At 44.4% G+C, this 25,844-nt stretch carries 23 protein-coding genes; 16 read left to right on the top strand and 7 right to left on the bottom strand.

Annotated features, from left to right (window positions below; translation table 11 throughout):
* Nucleotides 1-145 precede the first annotated feature (145 nt).
* The gene (locus ABJF92_RS03690; RefSeq protein WP_446814497.1) at nt 146-2,992 is read left to right on the top strand and encodes an FAD-binding and (Fe-S)-binding domain-containing protein; all 2,847 of its coding nucleotides are present in this window, start codon (nt 146-148) and stop codon (nt 2,990-2,992) included.
* 322 nt (nt 2,993-3,314) lie between these two features.
* Here ABJF92_RS03690 and ABJF92_RS03685 read toward each other — a convergent pair whose 3' ends face one another.
* Nucleotides 3,315-4,124, bottom strand: a complete 810-nt coding sequence (locus tag ABJF92_RS03685) for a TSUP family transporter (protein WP_446814496.1) — start codon at nt 4,122-4,124, stop codon at nt 3,315-3,317.
* 125 nt (nt 4,125-4,249) lie between these two features.
* Here ABJF92_RS03685 and ABJF92_RS03680 point away from each other — a divergent pair, with 125 nt between their 5' ends.
* A complete protein-coding gene (locus tag ABJF92_RS03680; RefSeq protein WP_446814495.1) occupies nt 4,250-4,465 on the top strand; it encodes a DUF2798 domain-containing protein in 216 nt (71 codons plus the stop codon).
* A gap of 68 nt (nt 4,466-4,533) precedes the next feature.
* Here ABJF92_RS03680 and ABJF92_RS03675 read toward each other — a convergent pair whose 3' ends face one another.
* Nucleotides 4,534-5,181 carry a pyridoxamine 5'-phosphate oxidase family protein gene (locus ABJF92_RS03675; RefSeq protein ID WP_446814494.1) on the bottom strand — a complete coding sequence of 216 codons (648 nt, stop codon included), beginning with the start codon at nt 5,179-5,181 and terminating at the stop codon, nt 4,534-4,536.
* A gap of 109 nt (nt 5,182-5,290) precedes the next feature.
* Between ABJF92_RS03675 and pdxR the strand changes: the two genes are divergently transcribed.
* From pdxR to ABJF92_RS03630, 9 genes are all read left to right on the top strand, one after another.
* Complete coding sequence (pdxR, locus tag ABJF92_RS03670) at nt 5,291-6,760, top strand: MocR-like pyridoxine biosynthesis transcription factor PdxR (protein WP_446814493.1); 1,470 nt, start codon at nt 5,291-5,293, stop codon at nt 6,758-6,760.
* A 540-nt stretch (nt 6,761-7,300) separates the two neighbouring features.
* Nucleotides 7,301-8,152 carry a ubiquinol oxidase subunit II gene (cyoA, locus tag ABJF92_RS03665; protein ID WP_446814492.1) on the top strand — a complete coding sequence of 284 codons (852 nt, stop codon included), beginning with the start codon at nt 7,301-7,303 and terminating at the stop codon, nt 8,150-8,152.
* Nucleotides 8,139-10,241, top strand: coding sequence for a cbb3-type cytochrome c oxidase subunit I (locus tag ABJF92_RS03660; RefSeq protein WP_446814491.1), 2,103 nt, complete (start codon nt 8,139-8,141; stop codon nt 10,239-10,241). Before cyoA ends, ABJF92_RS03660 begins: the two co-directional genes overlap by 14 nt.
* Before the next feature lie 69 nt (nt 10,242-10,310).
* Nucleotides 10,311-10,931 carry a cytochrome o ubiquinol oxidase subunit III gene (cyoC, locus tag ABJF92_RS03655; protein ID WP_446814490.1) on the top strand — a complete coding sequence of 207 codons (621 nt, stop codon included), beginning with the start codon at nt 10,311-10,313 and terminating at the stop codon, nt 10,929-10,931.
* Nucleotides 10,931-11,266 (top strand): cytochrome o ubiquinol oxidase subunit IV, encoded by a 336-nt coding sequence (gene cyoD, locus ABJF92_RS03650; RefSeq protein WP_445976499.1) that lies wholly within the window; start codon nt 10,931-10,933, stop codon nt 11,264-11,266. Before cyoC ends, cyoD begins: the two co-directional genes overlap by 1 nt.
* Before the next feature lie 16 nt (nt 11,267-11,282).
* Nucleotides 11,283-12,188 carry a heme o synthase gene (gene cyoE / locus ABJF92_RS03645; RefSeq protein ID WP_446814489.1) on the top strand — a complete coding sequence of 302 codons (906 nt, stop codon included), beginning with the start codon at nt 11,283-11,285 and terminating at the stop codon, nt 12,186-12,188.
* 2 nt (nt 12,189-12,190) lie between these two features.
* Nucleotides 12,191-12,814 (top strand): SCO family protein, encoded by a 624-nt coding sequence (locus ABJF92_RS03640; RefSeq protein WP_446814488.1) that lies wholly within the window; start codon nt 12,191-12,193, stop codon nt 12,812-12,814.
* Between the two features lie 39 nt (nt 12,815-12,853).
* Nucleotides 12,854-13,366, top strand: a complete 513-nt coding sequence (locus ABJF92_RS03635; protein WP_446814487.1) for a hypothetical protein — start codon at nt 12,854-12,856, stop codon at nt 13,364-13,366.
* A gap of 11 nt (nt 13,367-13,377) precedes the next feature.
* On the top strand, nt 13,378-13,806 hold the full coding sequence (locus ABJF92_RS03630) for a copper chaperone PCu(A)C (RefSeq protein ID WP_446814486.1): 429 nt from the start codon (nt 13,378-13,380) through the stop codon (nt 13,804-13,806).
* Between the two features lie 3 nt (nt 13,807-13,809).
* Here the strand turns inward: ABJF92_RS03630 and ABJF92_RS03625 are convergent, their stop codons facing one another.
* Nucleotides 13,810-14,295 (bottom strand): TlpA family protein disulfide reductase, encoded by a 486-nt coding sequence (locus tag ABJF92_RS03625; RefSeq protein ID WP_446814485.1) that lies wholly within the window; start codon nt 14,293-14,295, stop codon nt 13,810-13,812.
* Nucleotides 14,296-14,516: 221 nt separating this feature from the next.
* On the opposite strand from ABJF92_RS03625, the gene ABJF92_RS03620 reads away from it, so the two are divergent.
* The 3 genes from ABJF92_RS03620 to ABJF92_RS03610 all read left to right on the top strand — a co-directional run bounded on the left by ABJF92_RS03620 (nt 14,517) and on the right by ABJF92_RS03610 (nt 17,914).
* Nucleotides 14,517-16,178: a tannase/feruloyl esterase family alpha/beta hydrolase gene (locus ABJF92_RS03620; RefSeq protein WP_446814484.1), complete on the top strand. Its 1,662-nt coding sequence runs from the start codon at nt 14,517-14,519 to the stop codon at nt 16,176-16,178.
* A 76-nt stretch (nt 16,179-16,254) separates the two neighbouring features.
* Complete coding sequence (locus ABJF92_RS03615) at nt 16,255-16,863, top strand: gamma-glutamylcyclotransferase family protein (RefSeq protein ID WP_446814483.1); 609 nt, start codon at nt 16,255-16,257, stop codon at nt 16,861-16,863.
* On the top strand, nt 16,853-17,914 hold the full coding sequence (locus ABJF92_RS03610; protein ID WP_446814482.1) for a methyltransferase: 1,062 nt from the start codon (nt 16,853-16,855) through the stop codon (nt 17,912-17,914). Before ABJF92_RS03615 ends, ABJF92_RS03610 begins: the two co-directional genes overlap by 11 nt.
* 67 nt (nt 17,915-17,981) lie before the next feature.
* Here ABJF92_RS03610 and ABJF92_RS03605 read toward each other — a convergent pair whose 3' ends face one another.
* Complete coding sequence (locus tag ABJF92_RS03605; RefSeq protein WP_446814481.1) at nt 17,982-19,391, bottom strand: alanine/glycine:cation symporter family protein; 1,410 nt, start codon at nt 19,389-19,391, stop codon at nt 17,982-17,984.
* A gap of 301 nt (nt 19,392-19,692) precedes the next feature.
* Between ABJF92_RS03605 and ABJF92_RS03600 the strand changes: the two genes are divergently transcribed.
* Nucleotides 19,693-20,151: a DUF1456 family protein gene (locus tag ABJF92_RS03600; RefSeq protein WP_446814480.1), complete on the top strand. Its 459-nt coding sequence runs from the start codon at nt 19,693-19,695 to the stop codon at nt 20,149-20,151.
* Nucleotides 20,152-20,475: 324 nt separating this feature from the next.
* Here ABJF92_RS03600 and ABJF92_RS03595 read toward each other — a convergent pair whose 3' ends face one another.
* Nucleotides 20,476-21,096, bottom strand: coding sequence for an SGNH/GDSL hydrolase family protein (locus ABJF92_RS03595; protein ID WP_446814479.1), 621 nt, complete (start codon nt 21,094-21,096; stop codon nt 20,476-20,478).
* 110 nt (nt 21,097-21,206) lie between these two features.
* Between ABJF92_RS03595 and ABJF92_RS03590 the strand changes: the two genes are divergently transcribed.
* The gene (locus tag ABJF92_RS03590) at nt 21,207-22,622 is read left to right on the top strand and encodes a coniferyl aldehyde dehydrogenase (RefSeq protein ID WP_446814478.1); all 1,416 of its coding nucleotides are present in this window, start codon (nt 21,207-21,209) and stop codon (nt 22,620-22,622) included.
* A 32-nt stretch (nt 22,623-22,654) separates the two neighbouring features.
* On the opposite strand, the gene ABJF92_RS03585 is transcribed toward ABJF92_RS03590, so the two are convergent.
* Nucleotides 22,655-23,707 carry a bifunctional transcriptional activator/DNA repair enzyme AdaA gene (locus ABJF92_RS03585; protein WP_446814477.1) on the bottom strand — a complete coding sequence of 351 codons (1,053 nt, stop codon included), beginning with the start codon at nt 23,705-23,707 and terminating at the stop codon, nt 22,655-22,657.
* 183 nt (nt 23,708-23,890) lie between these two features.
* Entirely contained in the window at nt 23,891-25,843 is a 1,953-nt protein-coding gene (locus ABJF92_RS03580) for a methyl-accepting chemotaxis protein (RefSeq protein WP_446814476.1), read from the bottom strand.
* Nucleotide 25,844: the final 1 nt, after the last annotated feature.

Genomic DNA, 25,844 nt, shown 5'->3' with positions numbered 1-25,844 from the left:
GTGCGTATGTATTTGCTAGGTAAATTGGTATGACCAATATAGTGCCGATGCTTTAAACTTGTCTAGCAAAAAGTTTTATTCCAGCAAAAATAACAAGATAAGCCTTATCAGAGCCCTTGATAAACGGCTTACAGCAGGACTTTATATGACTTCTTCTACTGCCCTTGGTGCTCAATATGATGACATCCATCGAGCTCTTAGCGTTAAAATTGATGAAAATCGGTTAATAAGAGACCCACTAAGAACGCTTGCCTATGGTACAGATGCCAGTTTTTACCGCTTGATTCCCCAACTTGTGGTACGTGTTGATAATGAAGAAGAAGTTCGTTTAGTCCTTCATGAAGCTCGACAGCATGGGGTGCCGGTGACCTTTCGCGCCGCAGGCACTAGCCTATCTGGTCAAGCAGTCACCGACTCTATTTTGATCCAGTTGTCCGATAACTGGAAAGCGCATCGTATCAAGCAACAGGGTCGAATCATCTCCTTGCAGCCTGGCATCATTGGCGCTAGAGCGAACCAATTGTTGGCGGGTTATCAAAGAAAGATAGGCCCAGATCCCGCTTCTATTAACGCTTGCATGATTGGTGGTATTGCGGCGAATAATGCCAGCGGAATGTGTTGTGGTACTGCACAGAACAGCTACAACACGGTGCAAAGTGCGCGCATCATTATGGTAGACGGTACCGTGCTGGATACCGCCGACGAAGCCAGTCGAGCAGCCTTTGCGAAAAGTCATAAGGGCTTGTTGGAAGTACTGAAAGTATTGGCAGAAAAGACCCAAGATAATCCAGAGCTATCACAAAAAATAAGACACAAATATCGTCTTAAAAACACCACAGGGTACAGTTTAAATAGCCTAGTAGACTATAAAGACCCCTTTGATGTGCTGTTACACCTGATGATAGGCTCAGAAGGAACGTTAGGTTTTCTTAGTGAAGTTACCTACCAAACAGTCATCGACCACCCGATTAAAGCGGCGGCTATGATCTTCTTCGAAGATATGGAAGCCACCTGTCGTGCGGTCACGGCATTAAAGAGTGCCCCTGTTTCCGCTGTTGAGTTAATTGACAGAGCAGGCTTACGTGCGGTGGAAGGTAAGCCGGGTATGCCAGACGTTTTATCGAGCTTAGGGGCGCAAGCAGCAGGCTTGCTGGTGGATGTGCGTGCCAGTGATAGCGCGGAACTGGAAGAGAATTTACAGCAGGTTTCCAAGGCGTTGGATGGACTTGCGGCCCTAACCGAGATCGAATTCACCCAAGATAAAGTGGTTTACGACTCCTATTGGAAGATACGCAAAGGGCTATTTCCTGCGGTAGGTGCCGTTCGACCAGTTGGTACCACGGTCATTATTGAAGATGTGGCCTTCCCTGTTGAGCAACTGGCGGAAGGGGTATTGGAACTGCAAGGGGTTTTCCAAAAGCATGGCTACGATGAAGCCATCTTATTTGGCCATGCCCTAGAAGGTAATCTACATTTTGTATTCACTCAGGGGTTTGATGACCCGGCAGAGGTATCTCGATACGAAAAACTCATGGATGAAGTGGCGCAACTGGTTGCAGTGAAGTATCAAGGCTCATTGAAGGCCGAGCATGGCACTGGCCGTAATATGGCCCCTTATGTAGCGCTAGAATGGGGCCAAGAAGCCTACGAACTGATGTGGGAAATCAAACGCGCTTTCGACCCTGAAGGCCTGTTGAACCCTGATGTGATTCTGACTCACAATGCCAATTTGCATGTGGAGAATCTTAAGCCGCTTCCTAAAGCGAATGATAAGGTAGACACTTGTATTGAGTGTGGCTTTTGTGAATCCTCTTGTCCATCAAAGTCTCTTACCCTGACTCCGCGTCAACGCATTGTGTTATGGCGAGAAATCCAACGTTTACAAGCCTCAGGAGATCAACCTGAACGCTTAGAAGAATTGAAAGCCGACTATGATCATCAAGGTATTGATACTTGTGCAGGTTGTGGTTTGTGCTCCATGCAATGTCCTGTTGGCATTAACACTGGCGATTTAACGCGTGAGTTACGCCATGATCGACACCCTGATAGCCGAGTTGGGCATTGGTTAGGCGATCATTTTGATAGTGTGACCTCTGGAGCGCGAATTGGCCTGGCGACGGGTCAAGGTGTGAAAGGCGTCATCGGCAATCATGGCATGCAGCTAATTACCAAGGTGGCAAATAAAGCATCTGGTGGTGCTGTTCCGGTCTGGCATCCAGAAATGCCATCTTCCTCTCCTTCCATGAAGTCTATACGCTCTAAAGCGTCTAAGCTGAAAGACCTTGGTGTGCATCAGCCAACTGTGGTGTATTTACCAAGTTGTGCCACACGGGTCATGGGCAGTTCTCCTGATGCTTCGGACAAACGTTCGGTTATGGAAGTGATGCTAAGCCTACTCGAAAAGTCGGGTTATAAAGTTGTCATGCCTAGCGATGTCGAAAGCAGTTGTTGTGGTTTAGCATTTCAAAGTAAGGGGCAGTTTGCTGTGGCAGGGCAAAAAGCCAATGAGCTTAATGCGCGCTTGTTAGAAGCTAGTGAGAATGGCCGTTATCCAATAGTCTGTGATACTAGCCCGTGCTTGTTACGCATGAAAGAAACTTTAGACCCTTGTTTAGAACTATACGAACAGGTGTCGTTTGTGGGTGAATTCTTGATGCCTAAGCTAAAAATTAGCCAAAAACGTTCGAAAATCGCGGTTCATGTGACTTGTAGTACGACCCGTATGGGTTTAGCGAACGATTTTGTTTCCCTTGCTGAGCAGTTGGCAGACGAGGTGGTATTACCTGCGGACATTACTTGTTGTGGGTTTGCTGGCGATAAGGGGTTTTCGACTCCTGAGTTGAATGCCAGTGCTTTGAAGTCTTTGGCGAAAGCAGTCGATGGTTGCGAGGCTGGGTATTCGAACAGCCGAACCTGTGAGATTGGCTTAAGCCAGCATAGTGGTATTGAGTATCAGTCCATTGTTTATCTGGTGGATCAGCTCACTCACTAAGTTGTTTGAGTATTTGATAAAGCGCTCTACAACGACTCACTTCTCATTTTAGCACTGAGTGTAGTCTTGCAGTAGATGCGTCTCAAAGACTCTCTTCTCATTTCGGCGCTAAAGCGAGAACGTCCATTCGAAGTGAGTCTTTGCTCCGCCGGATGAGTTTATTCTTGTGCTAGGTGTCTTTTATGGCTCGAGTAACAAAGGCCTTCGGGAAAGTTTAAGTTGTCGCTGAGATAACAAGATCCATGTTGAGCGGATGTTCTCGCTTTAGCGCCGTAGCGAAATATGGATCTTGTTATACCCTTCAACCTAACATAATGATGGTTCAATGCATGATGGTGGAGTACAAGCCAAAAGCACAGACGATCAGTAAGGCAATGCCTATGTAGCGGAAGAAGACTGAGCTTTCCGTCTGTTGGATGCGATTGTAGAATTTCTGTCCAAAGACATGACCAATCAAGGCACAAGGTAATAACCAAAGCTGGTGGATGAGTTGTAGGTCGACGCCGGCAATTAAAAAAGACGACATTTTAATAAGTACTAGGATAAACCAGAGTACGAATAGGGTGTCTCTAAGCTGATAACGAGAAACCTTGGTGGCAAAGACGGAAACAATTAAAGGGGCGCCAATTAAAGAGGTACCACTTACATAGCCACCTAGCATGAGAAAAACGGTGTCGAGAATCTTGTTATTGCTATAAAAAGGTTTGTTGATGATATACGACACGGCAAATACCGAGACGATAATAAAGATTACCCCTGTGACAATATCTTGAGGCAAGGTTAATAAGCCGAATACGCCGATCAGTTTAGGGATGATCATGATGCGCAGCGCTTTTTTGAGATATTGCCAGTCGATGTTGCTGGTGGGTGTTGGCGTGTCTTGGTCTTTTGTTAACGCGGGTTGCGCCGCTTTAGCTTTTGCGTCTTTGGCGCCGCGCCAAGCGATCCAGCTGGAGAATACCAGTAGGTGAATTGAGATAATTGGTAAGAAAATCAGAGGGTTGTTTTCTACCAAAAGTAAAAATGGTAATGCTAATACCGCGCCACCGAAACCTAAACCACTGCGGACAAAACCGCTCCAAATAAAAATTAGACCGATTGCGGCATATTGCCACCAAAGTAAATGTTCCATATTTGTCCTTTCATTTTGAAGTGTGGTGTAGGATCAAGGTTATATTGCGCAAGTGACGCCTACAATGAGTCGTCAGGCAATGAGTTTGCTATTATGCTGTGCTTGAGCTGGCTGAGGAAGTTTAAATGAAGTTTCGTTTGTATTTTGCGGTGTTAATGTCCTGTGTTTTATCTTTTTTGATGTCTGGATGGATTACGTTTATCAACATTGGTTTGGCGGATAATTTTCTGACAGCTTGGATGGCGGCTTGGTGTTTGGCATGGCCTGCCGCTGCGTTCATTGCTTTTTTATTTGGTCCCTCAGTGCAAAAGCTTGCCCACTATTTAGTAAACAAATCTTAAGCGACCAATATTTTTTAAGGTAGGCACTCCAGTGCCTACCTGTTTCCCCTTTTTTGCATTCAATTAAGCTAAAACGCTTCTGGACTACTGGCCTTAGGGTAGGTTTGGTTTTGAATTGGATCTGTTTCGCCTGCTCCCCAGGATCTGTTCAAGGGTATCACCCCAGCCCATACTGGCCAGTCGTTGTCGGCAGGGTCGTCAACCGGTGGCTCGGCACGTAATTTAATCGAGGCTTCCTCAATCTTAATACGCACCAAACCTGTGGCTTTAATTTCGCTGTCGCTGATCGGTCTTAGAGACTCCCAACGACCGGGACTGACTTTCTCTAAGAAAATCTTAAACTGACGCACTTTTTCTGTTTTATCTTCTATCAACTCAGGCACGCCAAACAGTGTCACGGAGCGATAGTTAACCGAGTGGTGCATAGCAGAGCGTGCCATCACTAAGCCATCTAGTAGGCTGATGTTGATACAGACTTTTTCAGGCTCATCAATGGGGCCTTTTACATTGCGAGCTTTAGAGTGTGCGTGCCAGTAAAAGTAGTCGCCATCACGCCAGTGGCAGGTTGGGGTGACGAAGACCTGACCATTTTTCGTTTGGCCGATGTGGCACATGAGCGAGGCGTCCATAATTTCGAAAGCTGTGGCTTTGTCGTATTGCGCCCGATTAGGGCCTCTTTTAACTTTGCTAAGCGGTGTTTCCAGTGAGTCGCTCATGAAGGTGATCTCCTTGTTGTCTTTATCATCAGCTAGGGATATAAAAGAGATTAACTACTTCTGGATTCCTAAAAAATAGCCAGATTTTATATTAAATAGCAGGCCAGATATGAAGTATGCGACTAGCAGTTTAACTTTTTTTCTTGATGAGCAAGGCCCACCCTACTATCAGCAGTTGATTAGCCAAATACAGCAAGGTGTTGAGACGGGGCGGTTGTCACAGGGAGATAAATTGCCTTCAAGTCGTTTGTTAGCAGAATCTCTAGGCGTTTCCCGCAGTACCACCACTCGGGTTTATGATCAGTTGATCAGTGAAGGGTTATTAATCAGCGAGCCCAAACGGGGAGTATTTGTATCTTCTTTGCTTGTGTCGAGTCCTCGCAAGGCGTCTTCTAATAACCCAAGAACTTCGCCAATCAAAGCGTATCCTAGTCAAGCCATGTTGTCTTTCGATGCTGGAGTGGACGTTTCGGTGTTTCCGAATAAGGAATGGGCAGCCAGTATGCGTCGTAGCTGGTTGAAGCCTGATATTGCAGTCTTACAAGGAGGCTACGCAACAGGTTACCCTCCACTGAAAGAAGCCTTAGTGGATTATTTGTATCGTGTTCGGGGTTTAGAATGCGCCCCTGAGCAGGTAGTGATCACGGCAGGCAATCGTGACTCTTTGATTTTGCTGCAGCATCTGTTCAGTGGTTTGTCTCAATCTCGTAGAAGTCAGGTTTCTTGGTGGTTGGAATCACCGACGTATCCGCCTATCCGTAAGGTGTTTGAACAATTTGATTCTCCTCGTACTTTAGAGATTGATGACCATGGACCGACTTTACCAAGCAAGCAAGATGCTTTTAATGTCGGGGTAATGACCCCTAACAATCAATACCCCTTGGGCACTAGCATGAGTTCGCAGCGTCGCTTAGCTTGGTTACAAAAACTAAAACAACCTGAAGCGAGTTGGTGGTTGGTAGAAGATGATTATGACAATGAGTTTGTCTATCAGGGACGCAATGAAGTGCCTTTTATGCAAATGGCACAATTGGATGACACTGCAAAAGAGCGGGTGTTTTTTGTGGGAAGCTTTTCTAAAGTGCTATTCCGAGGATTGAGGCTGGGCTTCATCGTTGCCCCTATGTCGCAAATAGACCGGTTACAGAAAAGTCAGCATACTTTGGGCTCATCGGCGTCCTTGCCGATTCAACCTGCGGTGGCCGACTTCATGTTGCAAGGGAACTTTGATCGTCACATAAATCGCATGCGTCGACATTATCGTTTTAAACGGGAAAAGTTGTTGGCTTTGCTAAAATCCCATCTAAGTAAGTGGTTTGAATGGCGAAAGCCTCGTTCAGGTATGCATGTCTTGGTGGAATTTAAGGACGCTTACTGTACGAAAACACGTGAACCTTTAGACCAATCCATGGCGAAGGTGTTGCGAAAAGCTGGCTTAAAACTGTCGTGTTTATCAACGCACTATAGTGAGCAAAGCGCTATACGCCAAGGTTTTATATTGGGCTTCAGTGGTACTCATGAAGCGGCGATGGAGCAGTGTATTCAGCAGATGCATGATTGGTTAAAAGAGAATGTATAAGGGTTTGATTGTGGTAAAAAGAAGACTACTTCATCCCTATTTTGGCGAATCTTTACTGTCTACAACTTGGCCTTAAATACCTTGGGTAGAAGTGTTTTTTGGACAATTGTAAACGTATCTAATTAAATGACTTATATCAAAAAAGTAGTGGTTCTAAGCACAATTGGCGAGCAATCGGTCGGCCTTTCGATAGTTTTTTAGGGGCACGTAGTGTACCATTCACCCGAAAAATAATGATCTAAATTACTAAGCCAAGCGTACTATTCAACGAGTGAATTGTGTAAACAAGCCACTGGGGGGGATTTATGCGCCTTGACTATTGTAAAAGCCCTAGTGCAAAAATATAATTGTCTGGCTTAACCTAATGACACATTCAGTATGTGGGTATTGGGTGGTATCTATAAGATGCTCATGATCTAACTTTATTAAGCATTTAACTTAGTTTTCATAACTTTGGTTTTATGTTTATGAATTCTATGAGTTTACATTAAGCGCCTAGTCCACTTGCAATACTTGCTCTAGGACATTCTGAGGTTACAGATGAAGAAAAAACTGTTCCAATCAACCATGCTACTTTCACTTGCACTGCTGCTCAGCGGTTGTGATTTAGCCTTGTTCGATTCTAGTGGTGTCACAGGTAAACAAATTGGTGACACTATTCTACTTACTATGGGATTAATGCTTATTGTAGTTATACCAACTATTTTAATGTCTATTTGGATTCCCTATAAATACCATGCAAGTAAGTCCGATGAGTCTTATGATCCAGAGTGGGAACATTCTAGCAAAATAGAATTTTTTGCTTGGGGTGTACCAGTAGTTATCATCGTGGTTCTAGCCACTATTACCTACTTTACCTCTTACTCTCTTGACCCTAGAAAAGAGCTTGTGTCCGACAAGAAACCACTGACTATTCAAGTGGTTGCGATGGATTGGAAATGGCTTTTCTTGTTCCCTGAAGAAAAAATTGCGACCGTTAACGAAGTCGCCTTCCCTGTTGATAGACCTGTTGAATTCTTGGTCACCTCTCAATCCACAATGAACTCATTCTTCATACCGAAACTAGGCGGCCAGATCTACGCAATGGCAGGCATGGAAAACCGTATGAACCTAATGGGTAACGAGATCGGTGAGTACCGCGGTATATCAGCAAACTACAGCGGCTTTGGTTTTGCTGGTATGCGCTTTAAGGCTAAAGTGACGTCTGACGAAGACTTCGATAAGTGGGTTGAAGGCGTTAAAGCGTCTGGCAAAGTACTAACTGATGCTGAATATGATCGCTTAATTGAAAAGACACGTGATCATAAAGTGGAGTATTTCTCATCTATAAATCCTCTGCAGTTTAAGAATATTATTGAGTCTTTCATTGGAGCCCAAAATGGTTCAAACTGATCTAATTAAAGATCCTCATGTGCTGACTGGTAAGTTGCACTGGGGTGTCATCCCCTTCCATGACCCTGTTGTTGCCCCGGTTATGTTTGCTGCTATTCTTGGCGGTTTAATGTTGGTGGCATTCGTTACCTACAAAAAATTGTGGGGCTATCTATGGGAAGAATGGTTTACCTCTGTAGACCATAAGAAAATCGGTATTATGTACTGTATCGTTGCCTTGGTGATGTTAGTACGAGGCTTCTCTGATGCCATTATGATGCGGACGCATCAGGCATTATCGACCTCAGATACTTTCGGTCAAGGTTATCTTCCTCCTGAGCATTACGACCAGATCTTCACCGCACACGGTGTCATCATGATCTTCTTCGTTGCAACACCACTGATGATCGGTATCATGAACGTCATCATGCCGTTGCAGATTGGTGCTCGTGACGTTGCTTACCCATTCTTGAACTCGTTGAGTTTCTACTTGTTCCTAGTAGGCGCCCTGCTGGTAAACATCTCTTTGTTTGTCGGTGAGTTTGCGGCTGTTGGTTGGTTGGCTTACACACCTCTATCGGGCATTGAATACAGTCCCGGGGTCGGGGTCGATTATTGGATCTGGGCATTACAGATCTCTGGTATCGGTACAACACTAACCGCGGTTAACTTTGTTGCGACTATTTTGAAAATGCGCGCACCTGGCATGACTATGATGAAAATGCCTGTGTTCACATGGACAACTTTCTGTGCCAATGTTATCGCACTTGTGATCTTCCCAATCCTAACGGTTGCTATTGCTCAGTTAACTCTAGACCGTTACTTAGATTTCAACTTCTTTACCAATCATAATGGTGGCAACCAAATGATGTGGGTGAACTTGATCTGGGCTTGGGGTCACCCTGAAGTATACTTCTTGGTATTGCCAGCTTTCGGTATGATTTCCGAAGTGACGGCGACCTTCTCAAGAAAACGTTTATTTGGTTATGTTTCCCTTATTTGGGCGACTATTGCCATCATGCTTCTGTCTTTCCTAGTATGGTTGCATCACTTCTTTACAATGGGTTCAGGCGCAAGTGTTAACGCTTTCTTCGGTATCATGACAATGATCATTGGTATACCGACGGGCGTTAAACTCTACAACTGGATCTTTACTATGTATAAAGGTCGTGTAGAACTTACCGCTTCTATGTGGTGGGTAATTGCCATGCTAATCACCTTCACGGTGGGGGGTATGACAGGGGTAATGCTTTCTATCCCTGCAAACGACTTTGTTCTGCATAACAGTATGTTCGTTCCTGCTCACTTCCATAACGTAATTATTGGCGGTGCGGTATACGGTTACTTCGCTGGTTTCACTTATTGGTTCCCTAAAGCAACCGGTGTGAAACTGAACGAAACGTTAGGTAAGTGGTCTGTTGCTCTTTGGTTCTTCGGTTACTTCTTTGCATGGGTACCACTGTACTACACAGGTTTCGACGGTATGACTCGTCGTTTGCAGTACATTGACAACCCTGAGTGGCAAATGAGTATGTACATCGCTCTGATCGGTGTCGCTATGATTGCCGGTGGTATCGGTACTCAAGTTTTCAATATTGCTTGGAGTCTATACAAGCGTAATGATCCTCAATACAAGGACGTTACCGGTGACCCATGGGATGGACACACTCTTGAGTGGTACACAACGTCACCACCACAGTTCTACAACTTCGGTGATGTTCCTTACATCAAAGACCGTGATCCATTGTTAGATATGAAACAAGAAGGGATCGCATACAAACGTCCTGAAAAGTACAGCCGCATTCACATGCCGAAGAATACTTGGGCAGGTCCAGTACTAGGTTTGTTAACATTGCCTATGGGATTCGGTTTTGTATGGCACATTTGGTGGATGGTTATTGCATCAGTAGTGGCGATTTTCGCTTGTTGGGTAAAACTTAACTTCGAACGTGATAAAGATTACTACGTTGAAGTGCCAGAAGTTGAAGGTATTGAAGGCGAATTCTTGAAGAGTAATGCGGGTCGTAGCTACTACTTTGAGAAGAATGCTAAATACTACAAAAAGTGGAAGCCAACAGATCAAAATGACAGCACGGTTGTTGCTAAGTAATCAATGAACCGTAGTTATAGCGCCATACAGCTGGCGCTATAACTTGACCTTAAATTTTGGAAGATATTTATGACTGCATTAACTAACGATCATGATATTCATGACCATGATGATCACCACCACCATGAGGCGGAAGCAGCTGATCGCTATGTATTTGGCTTCTGGCTATACATAATCAGTGACTGTCTATTATTTAGTACTTTGTTTGCAACGTACGCCGTAATGGGACAAAGCTTTGCAAACGGTATTATGCCTGGTGAATTGTTCGACTTGAGCTTTGTTGCCGTTGAGACCGCCCTACTGTTGTTGAGTAGTTTCACTTTCGGTATGGCAATGTTGGGCGCTAATGTTGAAAATATGGCGAAAACTAAGTTTTGGCTAATCATTACTGCCATCTTAGGCCTTGGCTTCCTTGGTATGGAAATCTACGAATTCGTACATTTCAGCCATGAAGGTGCGACACCTCAGACTAGTGGTTACTGGACTTCTTTCTACAGCTTGGTAGCGACGCACGGTTTGCACGTAACCGCAGGTCTAATCTGGATGTTCTTCTTGTTCATTCACTTTAACCGAGATGGCTTTAGTAACGAAAACAAGATTCGTTTAGCTTGCTTAAGTTTGTTCTGGCATTTCCTAGACATTATTTGGATTTGTGTATTTAGCTTTGTTTATTTAAGAGGAGCTATGTAATGTCATCAACAAAAACTGGTCCTGGCGGACAAGCCCACGGTAGCGTTAAAGAATACGTTACGGGTCTTATTCTATCTATCGTACTAACGGTTATCCCTTTCTACTTGGTGATGACGGGTACTGGCAGTGACACCTTTGTCGTTGTAACAATTGTTGCGGCGGCGATTGCTCAGGTTCTTGTACAAATGGTTTTCTTCCTCCATATGAACGGATCCTCTAAGCAAACGTGGTTAACTGTCTCGGCTGTTTATGCGCTATTTATTTTACTTTTCGTCATTGTTGGTTCTATGTGGATATTCGAACACTTGAATCATAATATGCTGATGGGTCACTAACCTAGTCGAGAAAATTATGTTTAAAGACTATGTTTCGCTGACCAAGCCAGGCATTATCTTCGGAAATCTTATAGCCGCTGCAAGCGGCTTTTTCCTTGCTGCTAAAGGCAATATTGATTGGTTTGTATTGCTAATAGTGCTGATCGGAACAACATGTATTGTTGCTTGCGGATGCATTATTAATAATTACGTTGATCGCGATATTGATTTGAAAATGAGCCGCACAAAAAATCGTGCTTTGGCTCAAGGTCGCATTAGTGTTAGCTCCGCATTAACCTTGTCTGTTGTACTAGGTGCCATCGGTTTCATTTTGTTGTATCTCTACACCACGGTGTACACGGTATTATTCGGTGTCATTGGTATCTTGGTATACGTTGGCTTCTATACGCTGAAATATAAGCGTAATTCTGTTTACGGTACGCTTGTCGGTAGTTTATCGGGTGCTTGTCCTCCAGTGATGGGCTACGTTGCTGTCAGTAATGGCTTTGATGTTGGTGCCGCCATTTTGTTGCTGACATTCTGTTTTTGGCAGATACCTCACTCTTATGCGATTGCCATTTGTCGTTTTGACGATTATAAAGCGGCGGATATCCCTGTATTGCCTGTGAAATATGGTGTGCAGACTGCCCGTTATCATATGTTTGTCTACATCGCAGCGTTTGCTGTGGCCGCTTTATTGCTCGTTGAGCGAGGCTTTGTAGGCAACCTTTATGCTTTAGTGATTAGTCTGATGAGCATCTATTGGATTTACCTCGTTAAAGTGGGTTCCAAGGCGCAAGACGAAAAAGTATGGGGGCGCAAACTATTTGTTTTCTCCATTGTTATGATCACTGTGTTCAGTGTCTTAATTTCGGTTGATTATGTTGATAATGGACAGGTGGAAGTTGTTTCATCTGTGCAACCGGTATCAATAGCGGTATAAAAATGAATGAATCTAAAGTTGTAAAAGGTTCCGTCATTGTTGCGATTTTAATGTCTATCTTTATTATCGCTTTCTACGTAACCACCACTACCCGTCCTCTTGGCGAGAAATATAAGCCAATCAGTGAATTGGGTGGCCCCTTCACCTTGCAAACTAAGCAAGGATCATTCTCTTTAGAAGATATTAAAGGCAAAGTCGGCGTTGTTTACTTTGGCTTTCTAAGCTGTACTGAAGCTTGCCCTGCATCTATTGGTGTGGTGCAGGCGGCTTACAAGCAGCTTTCTGATAAAGAAAGGGATGATGTACAGTTCTTGTTTATCAGTGTGGACCCAGAAAGGGATTCCCTTGAAGATCTATATGACTTTGGTGATTACTACGATAATGACTTGCTTGCTTTGACAGGCACTCGTGAAGAAATCGATAAAGTTACCTCAGATTATGGTGTGTTTTTCGAGCTAACGGACCTTGAAGGTTCTGCGCTTGGTTACACTGTGGACCATTCTTCTCGTTTCTACATGATTGATAAAAACGGTAAATTGTTCACTACCATGAGTCACAGCACTACGCCAAATGAGCTTGCCGCTCGCATTCAGCAATTGCAAAACATGGAAACGACGGCTTCTTAAATAAGCCTTCCTTGTACTGCGTAAATGAAAGGACGTGTTATGAATAATATTGTTCGTCACATACTGTCTACTGTGATCATTGCTCCAAGTATTTTCTTATCTCTACAGGCGCAAGCCGAGACATCGATGTCCATTATTGTTGAGGAACATGACATTCAGCAATGTAAATTACCATTGTTGTCGATAGCAGATGAGTTAATCGGTAAAAACTCTCATCGACTACATGTCGATCAACCTAAGCATCATGCGGATAAATATCCGTTCACAGTGATTGGAGTGATTTCTTATAACGATCAGGATGCACAGGTCGTTTTCAATGCGTCACCTATGGTCAATGGCGAGTGTGAAGTGTCTTATCAAGAAGTTTTTGCTTTGCCTGAGACTTGCATTGCTGTGCGAGAGCAAGTCTTTAAAAAGTGGGAATACGTCGGCAAATTAAGCGACGATAGTTTCTTCTTACGCCATAAAGAACGTTTAACTAAAAATGCTACGCTAACCAGCATTAAGTCGGGTTCTGAGTGTTTAGTCACTCGTCGACACAGTGGTATTTAAGGGGTATTAACATGAAAAAGATTATCTCGAGCATTTTGATGGTAGCTTGCCCTTTGGCGTTTGCTGCACAATTAGAGATTAGCCGGACAAATGTTCGAGCAAATGTACCAGGTAGTGATAACACCGCTGCGTATATGTTGGTTGAGAATACGTCAAAAGAGGATGTCCGCATTGTTGGCGCGGCGACAGACGTCGCAGAGTTTGCTGAATTACATAGCCATAAAATGGATGGTGATCGCATGATCATGCGTCATGAAAAGTATGTGGATGTGGACGCTGGTGAGTCAGTGCGTTTTGCGCCAAATGGCTATCATGTAATGTTAATTGGTCTGAAAAAGCGCGTGAAACACGGTGAGAAAGCCGATATCACCCTGAAATACGATGACGGGACATCACAGACTTTCAAATTTGATATTATTGACCCAAGAAAAGCTGAGTAACCCTCAGCTTTTTTTTGCGCCGTGTTTAGTGAGTAGAGCATCAATGCCCTCTAACGTCACTTTTCCATGCAACACGTCGACTATTTCTCCGCTTGGGGAAAGCAGGTAAGTCGTTGGCAATACCGCTGGAATTTTCACCGGTAGATTTTCTAGGGAGGTAGTTTTCAATACGGGAAATTTAATCTTGTAGCGGGAAATTAGTCCCTTAATTTCTTCATCAGAAAGGCTATCGTAACTGATACCAAAAACCCGTAATTCGCCTGCATTAGCAAGATGGTTGAGCTCGGGTAACTCTTCTAAACAGGGCTTACACCATTCGGCGAAATAGTTGATAAGCGTCCATTGTTCGCTTTTCCAAGGGTAAGCGGGGCCAGAAACAGGCTCAAAAACAGGCTTTTTCTGTAAGCTTAGCACCACCAATAAAGTAATGATGGGCAATAAGGCACAGCCGAGCAGCTTGAAGAAAAGTGATTTGTTGTTCAAAAACATAATGAAGCTCTTAGGCTGGGTAAAAAACGAAACGGCATTATCGCAAATCCCCACAGTGATGAGAATCTCCTCTAGGACTTTGAGGTGGGCATTCTTTTTTATTTCGCTTTGTCATTTCCCCTAACTTTCTATTTCGGCCAATATTGGTTATTTTGAGTACCTCACTTAGGTGTTTATTGGATAACCTTAGATTATTGTAAAAACCCGTAAGGATGCTGTTGGTGAACAAGCTTTTTGCTCCCTATCTCATGACTGCTTTTGTCTCTTTAGCCGGGGCTTCAGGGAGCTTTGCTGCCCCCTTGAATTGCCAAGACATGCTAGATGAAAGCCCTCAAGGTATCAAAATCACGAATGCTGTGCGCACCGTCAACAAAGAGGTTAAGGGTGCTTTTTGTGCTGTGAGAGGGGTTTTAGAGCCACGACAAGGCATAGATGGTAAATCTTACGCAACTCATTTTGAAATCCGCATGCCCGACAATTGGCAAGGCCGTTTTGCGTATCAATTCAACGAAGGCAATGACGGCTATGTGAAACCTGCATTGGGTGGTATTACAGGCTTGAAGGTCAGCCAATATGCCATCAATCAAGGCTTTGCAGTGCTATCAAGTAACGGTGGCCATGATGCCAGTGCCAACTTAAATGAAGGTTTGGTAGGCAGCTCGTTGTTTGGTCATGACCCTCAAGCCCGCCTTGATTATGCCTATTTAAGCGTTGAAAAATTAGCCCCCTTAGCCAAGCAAATAGTCGAGCGCTATTATCAAACGTCTATTCGTTATGCCTACGGTATAGGGGAAGGTAACGGCGGCAGGTTAGCCATGGTGGCCGCCACGCGGTACCCAACCATGTTTGATGGTTTACTGGTGGGTGCGCCGGGGTTGAATCAGCCCAGAGCTGCGCTACAAGCGCCTTGGGATGTACAAATCCTACATCGTTTAAGTAAGGACATTCACCAACAGGCGAACTCAAAGGATCTAGCATTATTAGCTCAAGGTATCATTTCCCAATGCGACGGATTGGATGGCATTCGTGATAATATGGTGTTTGCGATTGACGCATGTCAGAGCGTGTTCAAGCCGACTGAACTGGTATGTCACGGCAAGTTTGACAGAGATTGCATAGCGACAGAAACACTTGCGGCGTTGATTAATATGCATAGAGGCCCTCATAACAGTAACGGCATTGCCCTGTATTCTAGTTGGTTGTTTGATACGGGTGTTCGTTCTAAAAACTGGCGCCAATGGCGATTGAGAAGTGATGTCGCTTTTTGGGATTACCAAGCCGTTCATCATGTTTTAACCGCCTCGGCTTTAGCCAACATTTATATGACACCACCTTATGATGTGAAAGGCACCGCCTACTCTCTAACCACCTTCTTATTAAATTTTGATTTTGATAAAGATGTGGGCAGACTCACCCAACAACAAAAACCTTTTACGGCGTCTTCATTAGCTCTATTGAATCCGCCCGATGTGCAGCGGCCGCGCTTAGATGAGTTCAAAAAAGCGGGGGGGAAGATGATTCTTTTCCATGGTAATAGTGATCCAGTTTTTTCGGTCAAGGAAACCGTTCGCTGGTATGATTTCCTAGATTTTTATCATCAAGGGCGAGCGTCGGACTTTGTACAGTTTTATCGAATTCCTGGTATGCCTCATGGTCAGGGCGGTTCATCCGTAGATAGCTTTAATAGCTTAGGTCCCTTGGTGCAATGGGTCGAACAACAGCAACCTGCCGGAACGATTACAGCCTACACTCGCCGCTCCAACCCAGAAATCACCCCTAGTATGATTGGTCTTTCACGACCTTTATGTCCTTATCCGAGTTATGCACATTATCAGCAAGGGGATCTTCGTGCGGCTTCTTCATTTGTGTGCCGAGGGGGATAAACTTCACAAAGCTGGTACTGGCATTTTTCGCACGTTATCATGCACCTCTTTTTCATCTGTAGCTTAGGAGCTGGATATGCAAGACAGAGAACGGCACTTTATCCTTGGCTATGGCAGCCTTATCAATGGAGAAAGTCGCGCTAAAACAGGTGAAACTGGGTCTGTTTGGCCTGTGAAACTGTCAGGTTTTCAGCGCCATTGGTCGATCATGTCATTAGAGTTTGGTATGAGCTCTGTGGCGGTGCTACGGGCCGAAGGTCAAGCTTGTAATGGTGTACTAGTAGAAGTTCCAGAAGATCAGCTCGCTTTATTCGATGAGCGAGAGCGCGGCTACCAAAGAAGCCAGATCAAAGCTTCGCACCTTAGCCCTTATCATGGTGATAAACTACCTGAAGGCACCTACTGGGTTTATCACACAGAAGAAGTGATTACGCCTAATCAGACCTGTCCTATCGCCTTGAGCTATGTGGATGTCATCTTATCGGGTTGTTTAGAGCATGGGGAAGATTTTGCTCAAGACTTTCTGTCATTAACCCTTGGTTGGAATGGACCCTTATTAAACGATAGGCAGAGACCTCGTTATCCAAGAGTACAGCCCGAACTTTGTACAGAGCGCTTGAATACGTTATTAGCACCTGTATCTACTTTATCAATTAAAGAGTTATCTATAACCTATGAATCTTAACTCAACGAGTCAGTTGTTGGCGCGTAATGAAGACGCGTTAGCGGGCAAAATATTGTTTGCTAATCCTGAGGATAGCTACCCTCAAACCTTATCTGGTTTACAAGATGTTTATGTCTGGAGTCAGTCTAAAACCCTTTGTGATCAATTGCTAAGAGTTGGTTTCAACGAAGAAAAACTGGTGTTTTCAGCCCAGTGGGATGCGGCACTTGCCAGTGATTTTGATCATATTGTGATTTACCAACCGAAAGCGAAAGACTTGTTAGACTACCTTATTGCGTCGGTTCTGCCGCTATTGAAAGTTGGCGGCCAAGTCTGGCTAGTGGGTGATAACAAAAGTGGTGTTAAATCCTCCATGAAGCGTCTCTCTCAAGGCTTAGAAGACGTGGGTAAAGTAGATGGTGCCAAGCATTGCTTGCTGTACACAGGCTATAAGCAACAAACTGCGAAAGCCTTTGTGTTCGAAGACTGGCTAACCACATGGGAAATTGAAATAGCTGGGCAAAAGCTAACCTTGTGTAGCCTGCCAGGGGTCTTTGGACACGGCAAATTAGATCGTGGCACGGCGCTTTTGCTCAAGCAGCTAGAACAACACCGCTTCATGAGTGACGTTGCCAATGCACGTCTTTTAGACTTCGGCTGTGGTGATGGGGTGATTGCCCTATGGCTTTATAAGCATACAGGGGCCAAGGTGACGGCCTTGGATGACAGTGCATTGGCGCTAAAAGCAACGGAACTCACCTTTGCTGCCAATGACGCCAGCCAGCAGCTTAGCTTGGTGGCTTCTAATGGACTGTCTGGTATCAAAGGCCGCTTTAACTATGTGATTACTAACCCGCCTTTCCATACAGGTATTAATACCGATTACAGTATCGCAGAAAGCTTCTTTATGACGGTAAAGCAGCACCTAACCTTAAATGGTGAGTTGTTTGTCGTGGCGAATGATTTCCTGCGCTACCCACCGTTACTCGATGCCGCATTGGGTTCCCATACCCGTTTGCTACGTGATCAAGGTTTCGCTATTTATCACGGGCGTCAGCCTAAAAAGCGTTAAGCAAAAAGGCCCCTTTACTCTTAGAGCAAAGGGGCCTTGATATTGATAAGAGTTGCTTAGTTAACGCTTACTTCTTATTTTCATCCCAAATGTTTAAATCAATTTTATCTGCCACTTCTGGGTAATCTTTTGGATCAAAGATAGGCGAGTCAGTTGTTTTACGTTGTTGGAAGTAGTCTTTCGTTAGCTTAATCACCAAACCAGAGAGCAACATTATTGCTACTAGGTTGACGGTTGCCATCAAGCCCATGGCAGCATCTGCAAGGTTGAAAACCGTTGCAACGCTTTCGTAAGCACCCCATACCACCATTAGTAGTCCCGCAACACGTAAGACAAAAATGCCAGTTTTGCCGCCTTTTAGGAATACCACGGCGTTTTCTGCGTAGGAGTAGTTACCAATAATAGAAGTAAAGGCAAAGAAGAAGATCGCGATGGCGATGAAGTAAGTACCAATCGAACCGATATGCACACCCATGGCGGCTTGAGTTAGCGGTACGCCCGTCAGCGTTGAACCACCTTCTAAAACGCCAGACATAAGGATTAAAATAGCCGTCGCCGTACAAACTAAGATGGTATCAATAAAGACTCCCAAACCTTGTACTAAGCCCTGTGATGAAGGGTGATGAGGATTCGGTGTTGCCGCCGCCGCAATATTTGGTGCAGAACCCATACCCGCTTCGTTGGAGAACAGACCACGTTTAATACCGTTAAGCATTGCCCCCGCAATCCCGCCAACTGCTTCTTCGAAACCGAAAGCGCTTTTTACGATCAGTCCCAAAATGTGTGGTACTTCAGAGATGTTGGTGGCAATCACGTAAAGGGCTACCAAAAGGTACAAGCCTGCCATAATCGGCACAACGAACTCGGCTACGCGCGCTATAGTACGAATGCCCCCAAAGATCACTACACCTGCCAGAATGGCTACCACGACACCAACGCCGATAGGCGGAAGGTCAAAAGCACCTTCCATCGCACCGGCGATGGAGTTAGCTTGTACTGCATTAAACACTAGACCAAAGGCGATGATCAGAGAGACCGCGAAAATAGCACCTGCCCATGGGGCGTTTAAACCTTTAGACATATAAAAGGCTGGACCACCACGCAATTGACCGTTTTCGTCACGCGTTTTAAACAGCTGTGCCAAAGTGCTTTCTGCATAGGCGGTTGCCATGCCGACAAGCGCGACCATCCACATCCAAAAAATAGCACCTGGGCCACCTAAGGTAATAGCAACCGCGACACCTGCTAGGTTACCAGTACCGATACGAGAAGCTAGGCTGGTACATAATGCTTGGAAGGGGGAGATACCGCCGCGATCTTTGCTAGGCGCTTTTAGCACAGAACGGAAAAATTCGGGGAAGTGTCTAATTTGTAGAAAACCCAATCTAACGGTGAAGTAAATCCCGACAGCGAGTAGTCCATAAATCAGGATATAGCCCCAGAAAATGTTATTGAGAAAGTTAATAATTGAGTCCATAAAGTGCATCCTAAATTTCGTGTAACAATTTGTGCGGTAGACTAAAGGTTTTTGCACCAAAATTAAACATAAAGTACGTTTCGCACTCAATCAATGCAAAAAAACATAAAAAACACGCCTAAAATAGAAAAATAAATGCGTATTGACAATAAAAGTCGCTATTTGAAAGCTTCCTAAACGGTAAATCTTTAATTATTAGTAATGATTCATGGGGATCTGGTCGTAATTCTGTTAAAGTTGCGCGCTCTTTGTCATGAGCTCTCCCCTACGAGTCATGACACTCAAACCTTAGGAAAGCATTTTGAATAACAATGACATTTTACGCCGCCTTCGTTATACCCTTGATCTGAAGGAACTGGAGATCGTTGACATTTTTTCCAGCGCTGAGGCTTCGGCAACTCAAGAGCAGGTGAATGCTTGGCTTAAAAAAGAAGACAGTGCCGGCTATGTAGAGATGCTAGATATCGAAATGGCCACATTCTTAAATGGTTTGATCAATGTTAAGCGTGGCAAGCGTGAAGGTCAGCAGCCTGAGCCTGAAAAGCGGTTAACCAATAATGCAATCTTCATGAAGTTGCGCATCGCCTTAAACCTACAGGCAGATGATATTTTGACGATTATGCAACAGGCCGAATTCAACCTGAGTAAGCATGAATTAAGCTCTTTTTTTCGTAAGCCAGGCAACCGCCACTACTGTGAATGTAAAGACCAGATTCTAAGAAACTTTTTAATGGGTTTACAGAAGCAACTTCGTCCGTAAAAAGGCTATTTAGCTCTATTTTCGGGCAAAAAAAGCGCCAGATAAGGTTGCAAGCCTCCTGTGGATAACTTTGTGAACGAATTTTAGACGCAAGACTTTTTTACGCTAACAGGGTATTGAAGATAAAATCGCGCATTTTTTAAGCTAAATGCTGAGTTTTGTGTACGAATTTTCTGACCTATGAGCATTGTTAAGAGTTAGAAAGGCGTTATCCAGTGCAAAAAAAGCAAGAGTCGAGTGCTTTACTCAGACTCCTGCTTTGTGAACACGGTTTGCTCTACTTTAAAAAATTCTTAAAAATATATTTAAAACAATGGCTTGAGCCTATAGGTTGGGCTTTATTAGCTCAACAAGAGCCGTGGCTAATTGCTGGTTCCCTTTCGTATCCAAATGTACTCCATCAATGCTACTTGGCTGTAGTACACCCGCAGAATTTAAGAACAGACAATCATTCTGAGAGGCTATTTTTTGATAGTGTTGATGGAAATATTGCGATTTTTCAACAGCACCTGCAAAACTTTCGGCCATTTCACCTGTTGGGGATAAAATATTCGGTGGGGCAACTATGACGATCTCTGGGTAAGGAAAAACCTGCTGATTAGGCATACGGGCTTTTTTGATCAGTTTTTCCACACCTTTGGCGGCTTCAAAAGCTCCAATATTGAAATGACGTTTTAGGTCGTTGGTGCCCAGCATAATAATCAGTACGTCTACTGGGCCAAACGTTTCTAGGGCAGCTTGAATGTAGGTTAAGCCATTACGCCCTTCAAGAAACGGCTCATTCCAGATAGTGGTACGTCCAGGTAAGCCAAAATTGATTACTTGATGTTCAGAGCCTAGGGCTTCGTTTAGCAGGGTAGGCCAGCGTAAATGGGCAGGATAACGTCCACCGTTTGGTACTGATCCCCACGTCAGAGAATCACCATAACAAAGAATTGTAGCCATCTATTACTCCTTTAGGTTTCCCTCAGTTTAGCGAACTATCAAGGGGTAAGGCTAGTCTGAGTTTTTATGCTACATTATATGATAAATAATTATAATTATCGGTCTATGTTATGTTTGAAGAGTATACTGAAGAGCAGTTGAAAGAAGTTTTTAAACGTCTAAATACTGTAAAAAACCATCACCCCTATCCCTCTTTAGAACAGCGTCAGCAATTATTATTGGCGTTACAGCATTCTCTGTTGCAGTATGAAGTAGAGCTACTAGAGGCACTACAAACGGATTACGGTCATAGAGCACCAGAAGAGTCGCGCTTGATTGAGCTTTTGCCTGTTCTACATGAACTGAAGCATGCCAAACAATCACTGAAAAACTGGATGAAACCTTCGAAGCGTCATCTACATTTCAGTATTCAGCCCAGTCGAGGCAAGGTCATTTATCAACCGAAAGGGATAGTGGGCGTTATTTCCCCATGGAACTATCCGGTGCTTTTATCTCTAGGGCCTTTAATTGGTGCAATCGCCGCAGGCAATCGTGTCATGATAAAAGCTTCCGAATTTTGTCCTGCAACCAACCAAGTGTTAAGTAAACTTCTACTAGAAGCACTCGGGCAAGATTGGGTTTGCTTTATCGAAGGGGAAGCAAACGTTGCAAACGCGTTTACGCAACTGCCGCTGGATCACATATTGTTTACAGGCTCCAGCCAAGTTGGCAAAAAAGTCATGGCCAATGCCGCCCAGAACCTTACTCCTGTTACCTTAGAGCTAGGAGGCAAGTCGCCTTTGGTGGTAGCACAAAGTGCGAACCTGGAGAGAGTGGCAGATCGCCTTCTTTTCGGCAAAATGATGAACGCTGGGCAAACCTGTGTGGCGCCTGATTATATTCTTTGTCATCAGTCTCATAAATCCGCCTTAATAGACTTACTCAAAACCAAGCTTAGCCAGCTTTATCCTCAAGGGATCGCAAGCCCAGATTACACGAGCATGATCAATGCGCGTCAGTTAGAGCGCCTACAAAGCTATCTTAAGGAAGCCGAGCAAGCAGAAGTACTTTGTGAAAAGCTAATGACTGGCCCTGCAGAGCTAGAGGGGAAACTCGCGTTGCATGTGTTGCATGAAGCAAATGATGCGCTGCAAGTTATGCAGGATGAAATCTTTGGTCCGTTGCTCCCAATTCTTTCCTATGACACTTTTGGCGAGGCTTTGGATTATATTCAGCAGCGGCCCAGACCTTTAGCCATGTATGTTTTCACAAGTGATAACTTGGAAATGATGCAGAGTGAAGAACGCATTCACAGTGGCAGTTTGGTGTTTAATCATACTTTGGTGCAAGTGGCTCAGGTCGACCTGCCCTTTGGCGGTACAGGCCATTCTGGCATGGGTTCTTATCATGCGAAAGAAGGTTTTATTACTTTTTCCCATGCTAAATCCGTGGTTTACAAGCAAGGACCAGACCTACTAGCGTGGCTGTTGCCACCCTATCAACGTAAACCTCATAAGCTATTTGCTAAAATATGGCGGCACTTGTAGGTGGTTTATCTAGTAGAGTATTTCGGCATTAATTAAGCATGTTGCTTCTCATGGTCGAGTAACCAACGCTTTCTTTCTAAGCCTCCGGCATAACCGGTTAAACTGCCGTCTTTACCTATCACTCGATGACAAGGGATCACAATAGCGATACGGTTCATACCGTTGGCTCGGGCAACGGCCCGTACTGCTTTAGGGTTGTTAAGGCTGGTTGCTTGTTGCTGGTAGCTTGCCGTGTGGCCATAAGGAATTTTCTGCAAAGCTTGCCATACTTGCTGTTGGAAATCTGTGCCGGGCGTATCCAAAGGCACATCAAAAACACTTCTTTGCCCTGAAAAATACTCTTCTAGTTCCTGTTTGAGTTGCTTTATATGTTGGTTTTCACCATTCACAATAGGCGCTTTAAAACGTTTCTGTAAATCTTCAACCTCGGTTTCGAGCATTCGTCGGTCGACAAATTCTAGTAAGCAAACGCCGCTTTCAGAGGCGCACACAAACATAGGGCCCAAAGGTGTCGTTAGACGATCAATTAATATCATTGCGTTCTCCGAATTAAATTTTGGGGAGTGCCCCAATACTTTCTTAAAGGTATAGCCAAAGCCACTTAAAGACTCATAACCTGTGTCCAGCGCCGTGACAGTAGCACTTTTACCCGATTTCAACTCTTGGTACGCCAGGTTAATACGGTACATACGTTGGAAAGTCTGAAAAGTCATACCGTAATGCTGGTTAAACCAGCGTCGCACATAAATAGGCCGAATACCCCCTTCCCGTAACTGCTGATCGGTAATCTTAGCTTTTTCGCTGTCTCGAACAAGGTCAATGGCGGCTTGTACTTCCCTTGGTGTTTGCTGACTATTTTCAGTGGGCCGGCACACTTTACAAGGCCGAAAGCCTGCTAACATGGCTTCTTTGAGGGTGGTGTAAAAAGTGACATTTTCGCGTTTCGGTTTGCGGGCTCGGCAGGTAGCAATACAGAAAATAGAGGTGGTTTTTACCCCAACAAAGAAACTCCCCACATAACTGGGTTTTCTTTCGAGCAAGGCCTGATAAAAATCATCGGCTTGTTGCGGATCAGTAATCACCATAAAGAGCATCTCTGTTAATTAACGGTAGCATGGTTTAAGCAGCGTTTTAAAAGGTTAATACAGGGCTTGGAGAAACAACAACCGAAAACTGAACAAGTATTTTTAAAACCATAAAAAAGGCACTTAAACGAGATAAATGTTTAAGTGCCTGATGGGCTATTAAATGTGTTGTCGGCTAGGTGCTTAGCTGGATTTAAAACGTTGCACCATAGCTTGTAGCTCGCTGGATAGTTCATTTAGCGCGGTGGCTGTGGCCGTCACCTGCTTAGACAAATCATCAGATTTAACCGTACCGTCATGAATGACCAATACGTTGTTGTTGATTTCTTCTGCCACCAAATGCTGCTCTTCTGCTGCGGCACTAATTTGAATCATCATGCCCTTGATATCGAGCACTGAACTGAGAATTTGCTCAAAAACTTGATAGGTTTGGGAGGCCAGCGCTACCGAGTCTTTTGCGACACTTACACTGTTCTGCATCTTGCTGGATGCGGAATTCGTTTGCAGCTGCAACTGGGTAAGCATCTTGTCGATTTCATCGGTAGACTGGGCCGTGCGGCCTGCTAGAGTTCGGACTTCGTCGGCAACTACCGCAAAGCCTCGGCCTTGTTCGCCCGCACGTGCTGCCTCAATTGCTGCGTTCAGCGCCAGTAAGTTGGTCTGCTCGGCAATGGCCTTAATGGTGTCAAGAATACTCACAATGTTGTCAGACTCTTTGGCCAATACCAGCATTGTGTCGTTGGAGCTGTTTATCTCTGTCTCAAGGTTCTGCAATGACGACATGGTTTGCTGAATAAGTTGATTACCCTCTTGTACTTGAGCTTCACTGTTTTCTGCCGCCTGTGCCGCAGCGCTACAGTTAGAAGCGACTTCATTGGCAGTGGCGACCATTTCGTTGAAAGCGGTGGACACTTGATCGACTGAGTCAACTTGCTGGTTCACTGTTTGGCTTAAGCTTGTCGATAACGTTTCTGACTTGTGGGCGACATTACTAATACGCTCACAGGAGGTTTTAGTATGGCCAATGATTTGGTCGATCGAAGAAACAAAATGATTGAAGGCTTGCGCCATTTGCCCCGATTCATCTTGGGTTATAACGTCAAGACGCTGTGTGAGATCCCCTTCCCCTTGGCTAATATCTGTTAGGCTATCGGCCATCACTTTTACAGGACGAATAACCACACTAGACAGAATCGAGCCAATTGCCATGAAGATCGCAATCATTACAATGGCAATCATTACGGTGGTCACAATTAAGCTATTTGCATGGGCGAAAACCACGTCACTAGGAACTAAGCCGATAAATTTCCAACCAAGGTCTGGGGAAATATAAACTTTGGCAAACCAAGTCTCGCCATCAATATTGATTTCTTGTACTGAGCTTTCGTCGTTGAGCTCTGCATAGGTACGAGAGGCTTCTTTAATATCCTTAAAATTATTTTCTGGATCGGAAGGATCGGCCAGCACTGTGCCAGTATCTTCCACCATGACCACATACCCTTCACCACCAAACTTCACATCAGACAATATTTCGGTAAGCTTTTTTAAGGTGACATCAACACCCACTGAGCCGTAAAGGTCGCTTTGTCCTTCAAAGCGCATGACATAGTCCACTAAAGGTGCGCCAGATAAAGAATCGGCATAAGCTGGAATGCGCTTGGCTTCTAAGCTATCAATAGATTGTGTGTACCAACCTCGTTTTGTGGGGTCATAATTTTCGGCATTTTTACCGGTTGGCCACTGTAAATAACCCGCATCATTGGTGCCGAGCCAAATATAGGTTAAATCGGGGTGAGTTTGGCCAAAGTCGTTCATTAGCGCGAAAGCTTGTCGCTCTAGCTGAGAGTTATTTTGAGGGGTCATTTCTTTGGAAGGCGCATTAACATAGCTTTTAATGCTGCCTGGGGTGAGCTGCTTTAACGCTGCGGTACGAGCAAAAAATTCCGTATTCTCAGCCAAGTTGTTTAAGAACATCGAAAAGATAGTGTCTACGTGCCCTATTTCTGTTTGGCTTTGTCTTTCAAAGTCTAATAAGGCATTGCTTCGAATATTACCAATAATCACTACGGAGACAATTAACACGGGCAATATCACCCCAGCAGCAACTAAAGCAATAATTTTAGATTTAACCGACATA

It is taken from the genome of Marinomonas sp. (genome assembly GCF_039940335.1).
Taxonomy (GTDB): Bacteria; Pseudomonadota; Gammaproteobacteria; order Pseudomonadales; family Marinomonadaceae; genus Marinomonas.
The sequence above is the reverse complement of the archived record's forward strand: the minus strand, read 5'-3'. Positions and strand labels throughout refer to the sequence as shown.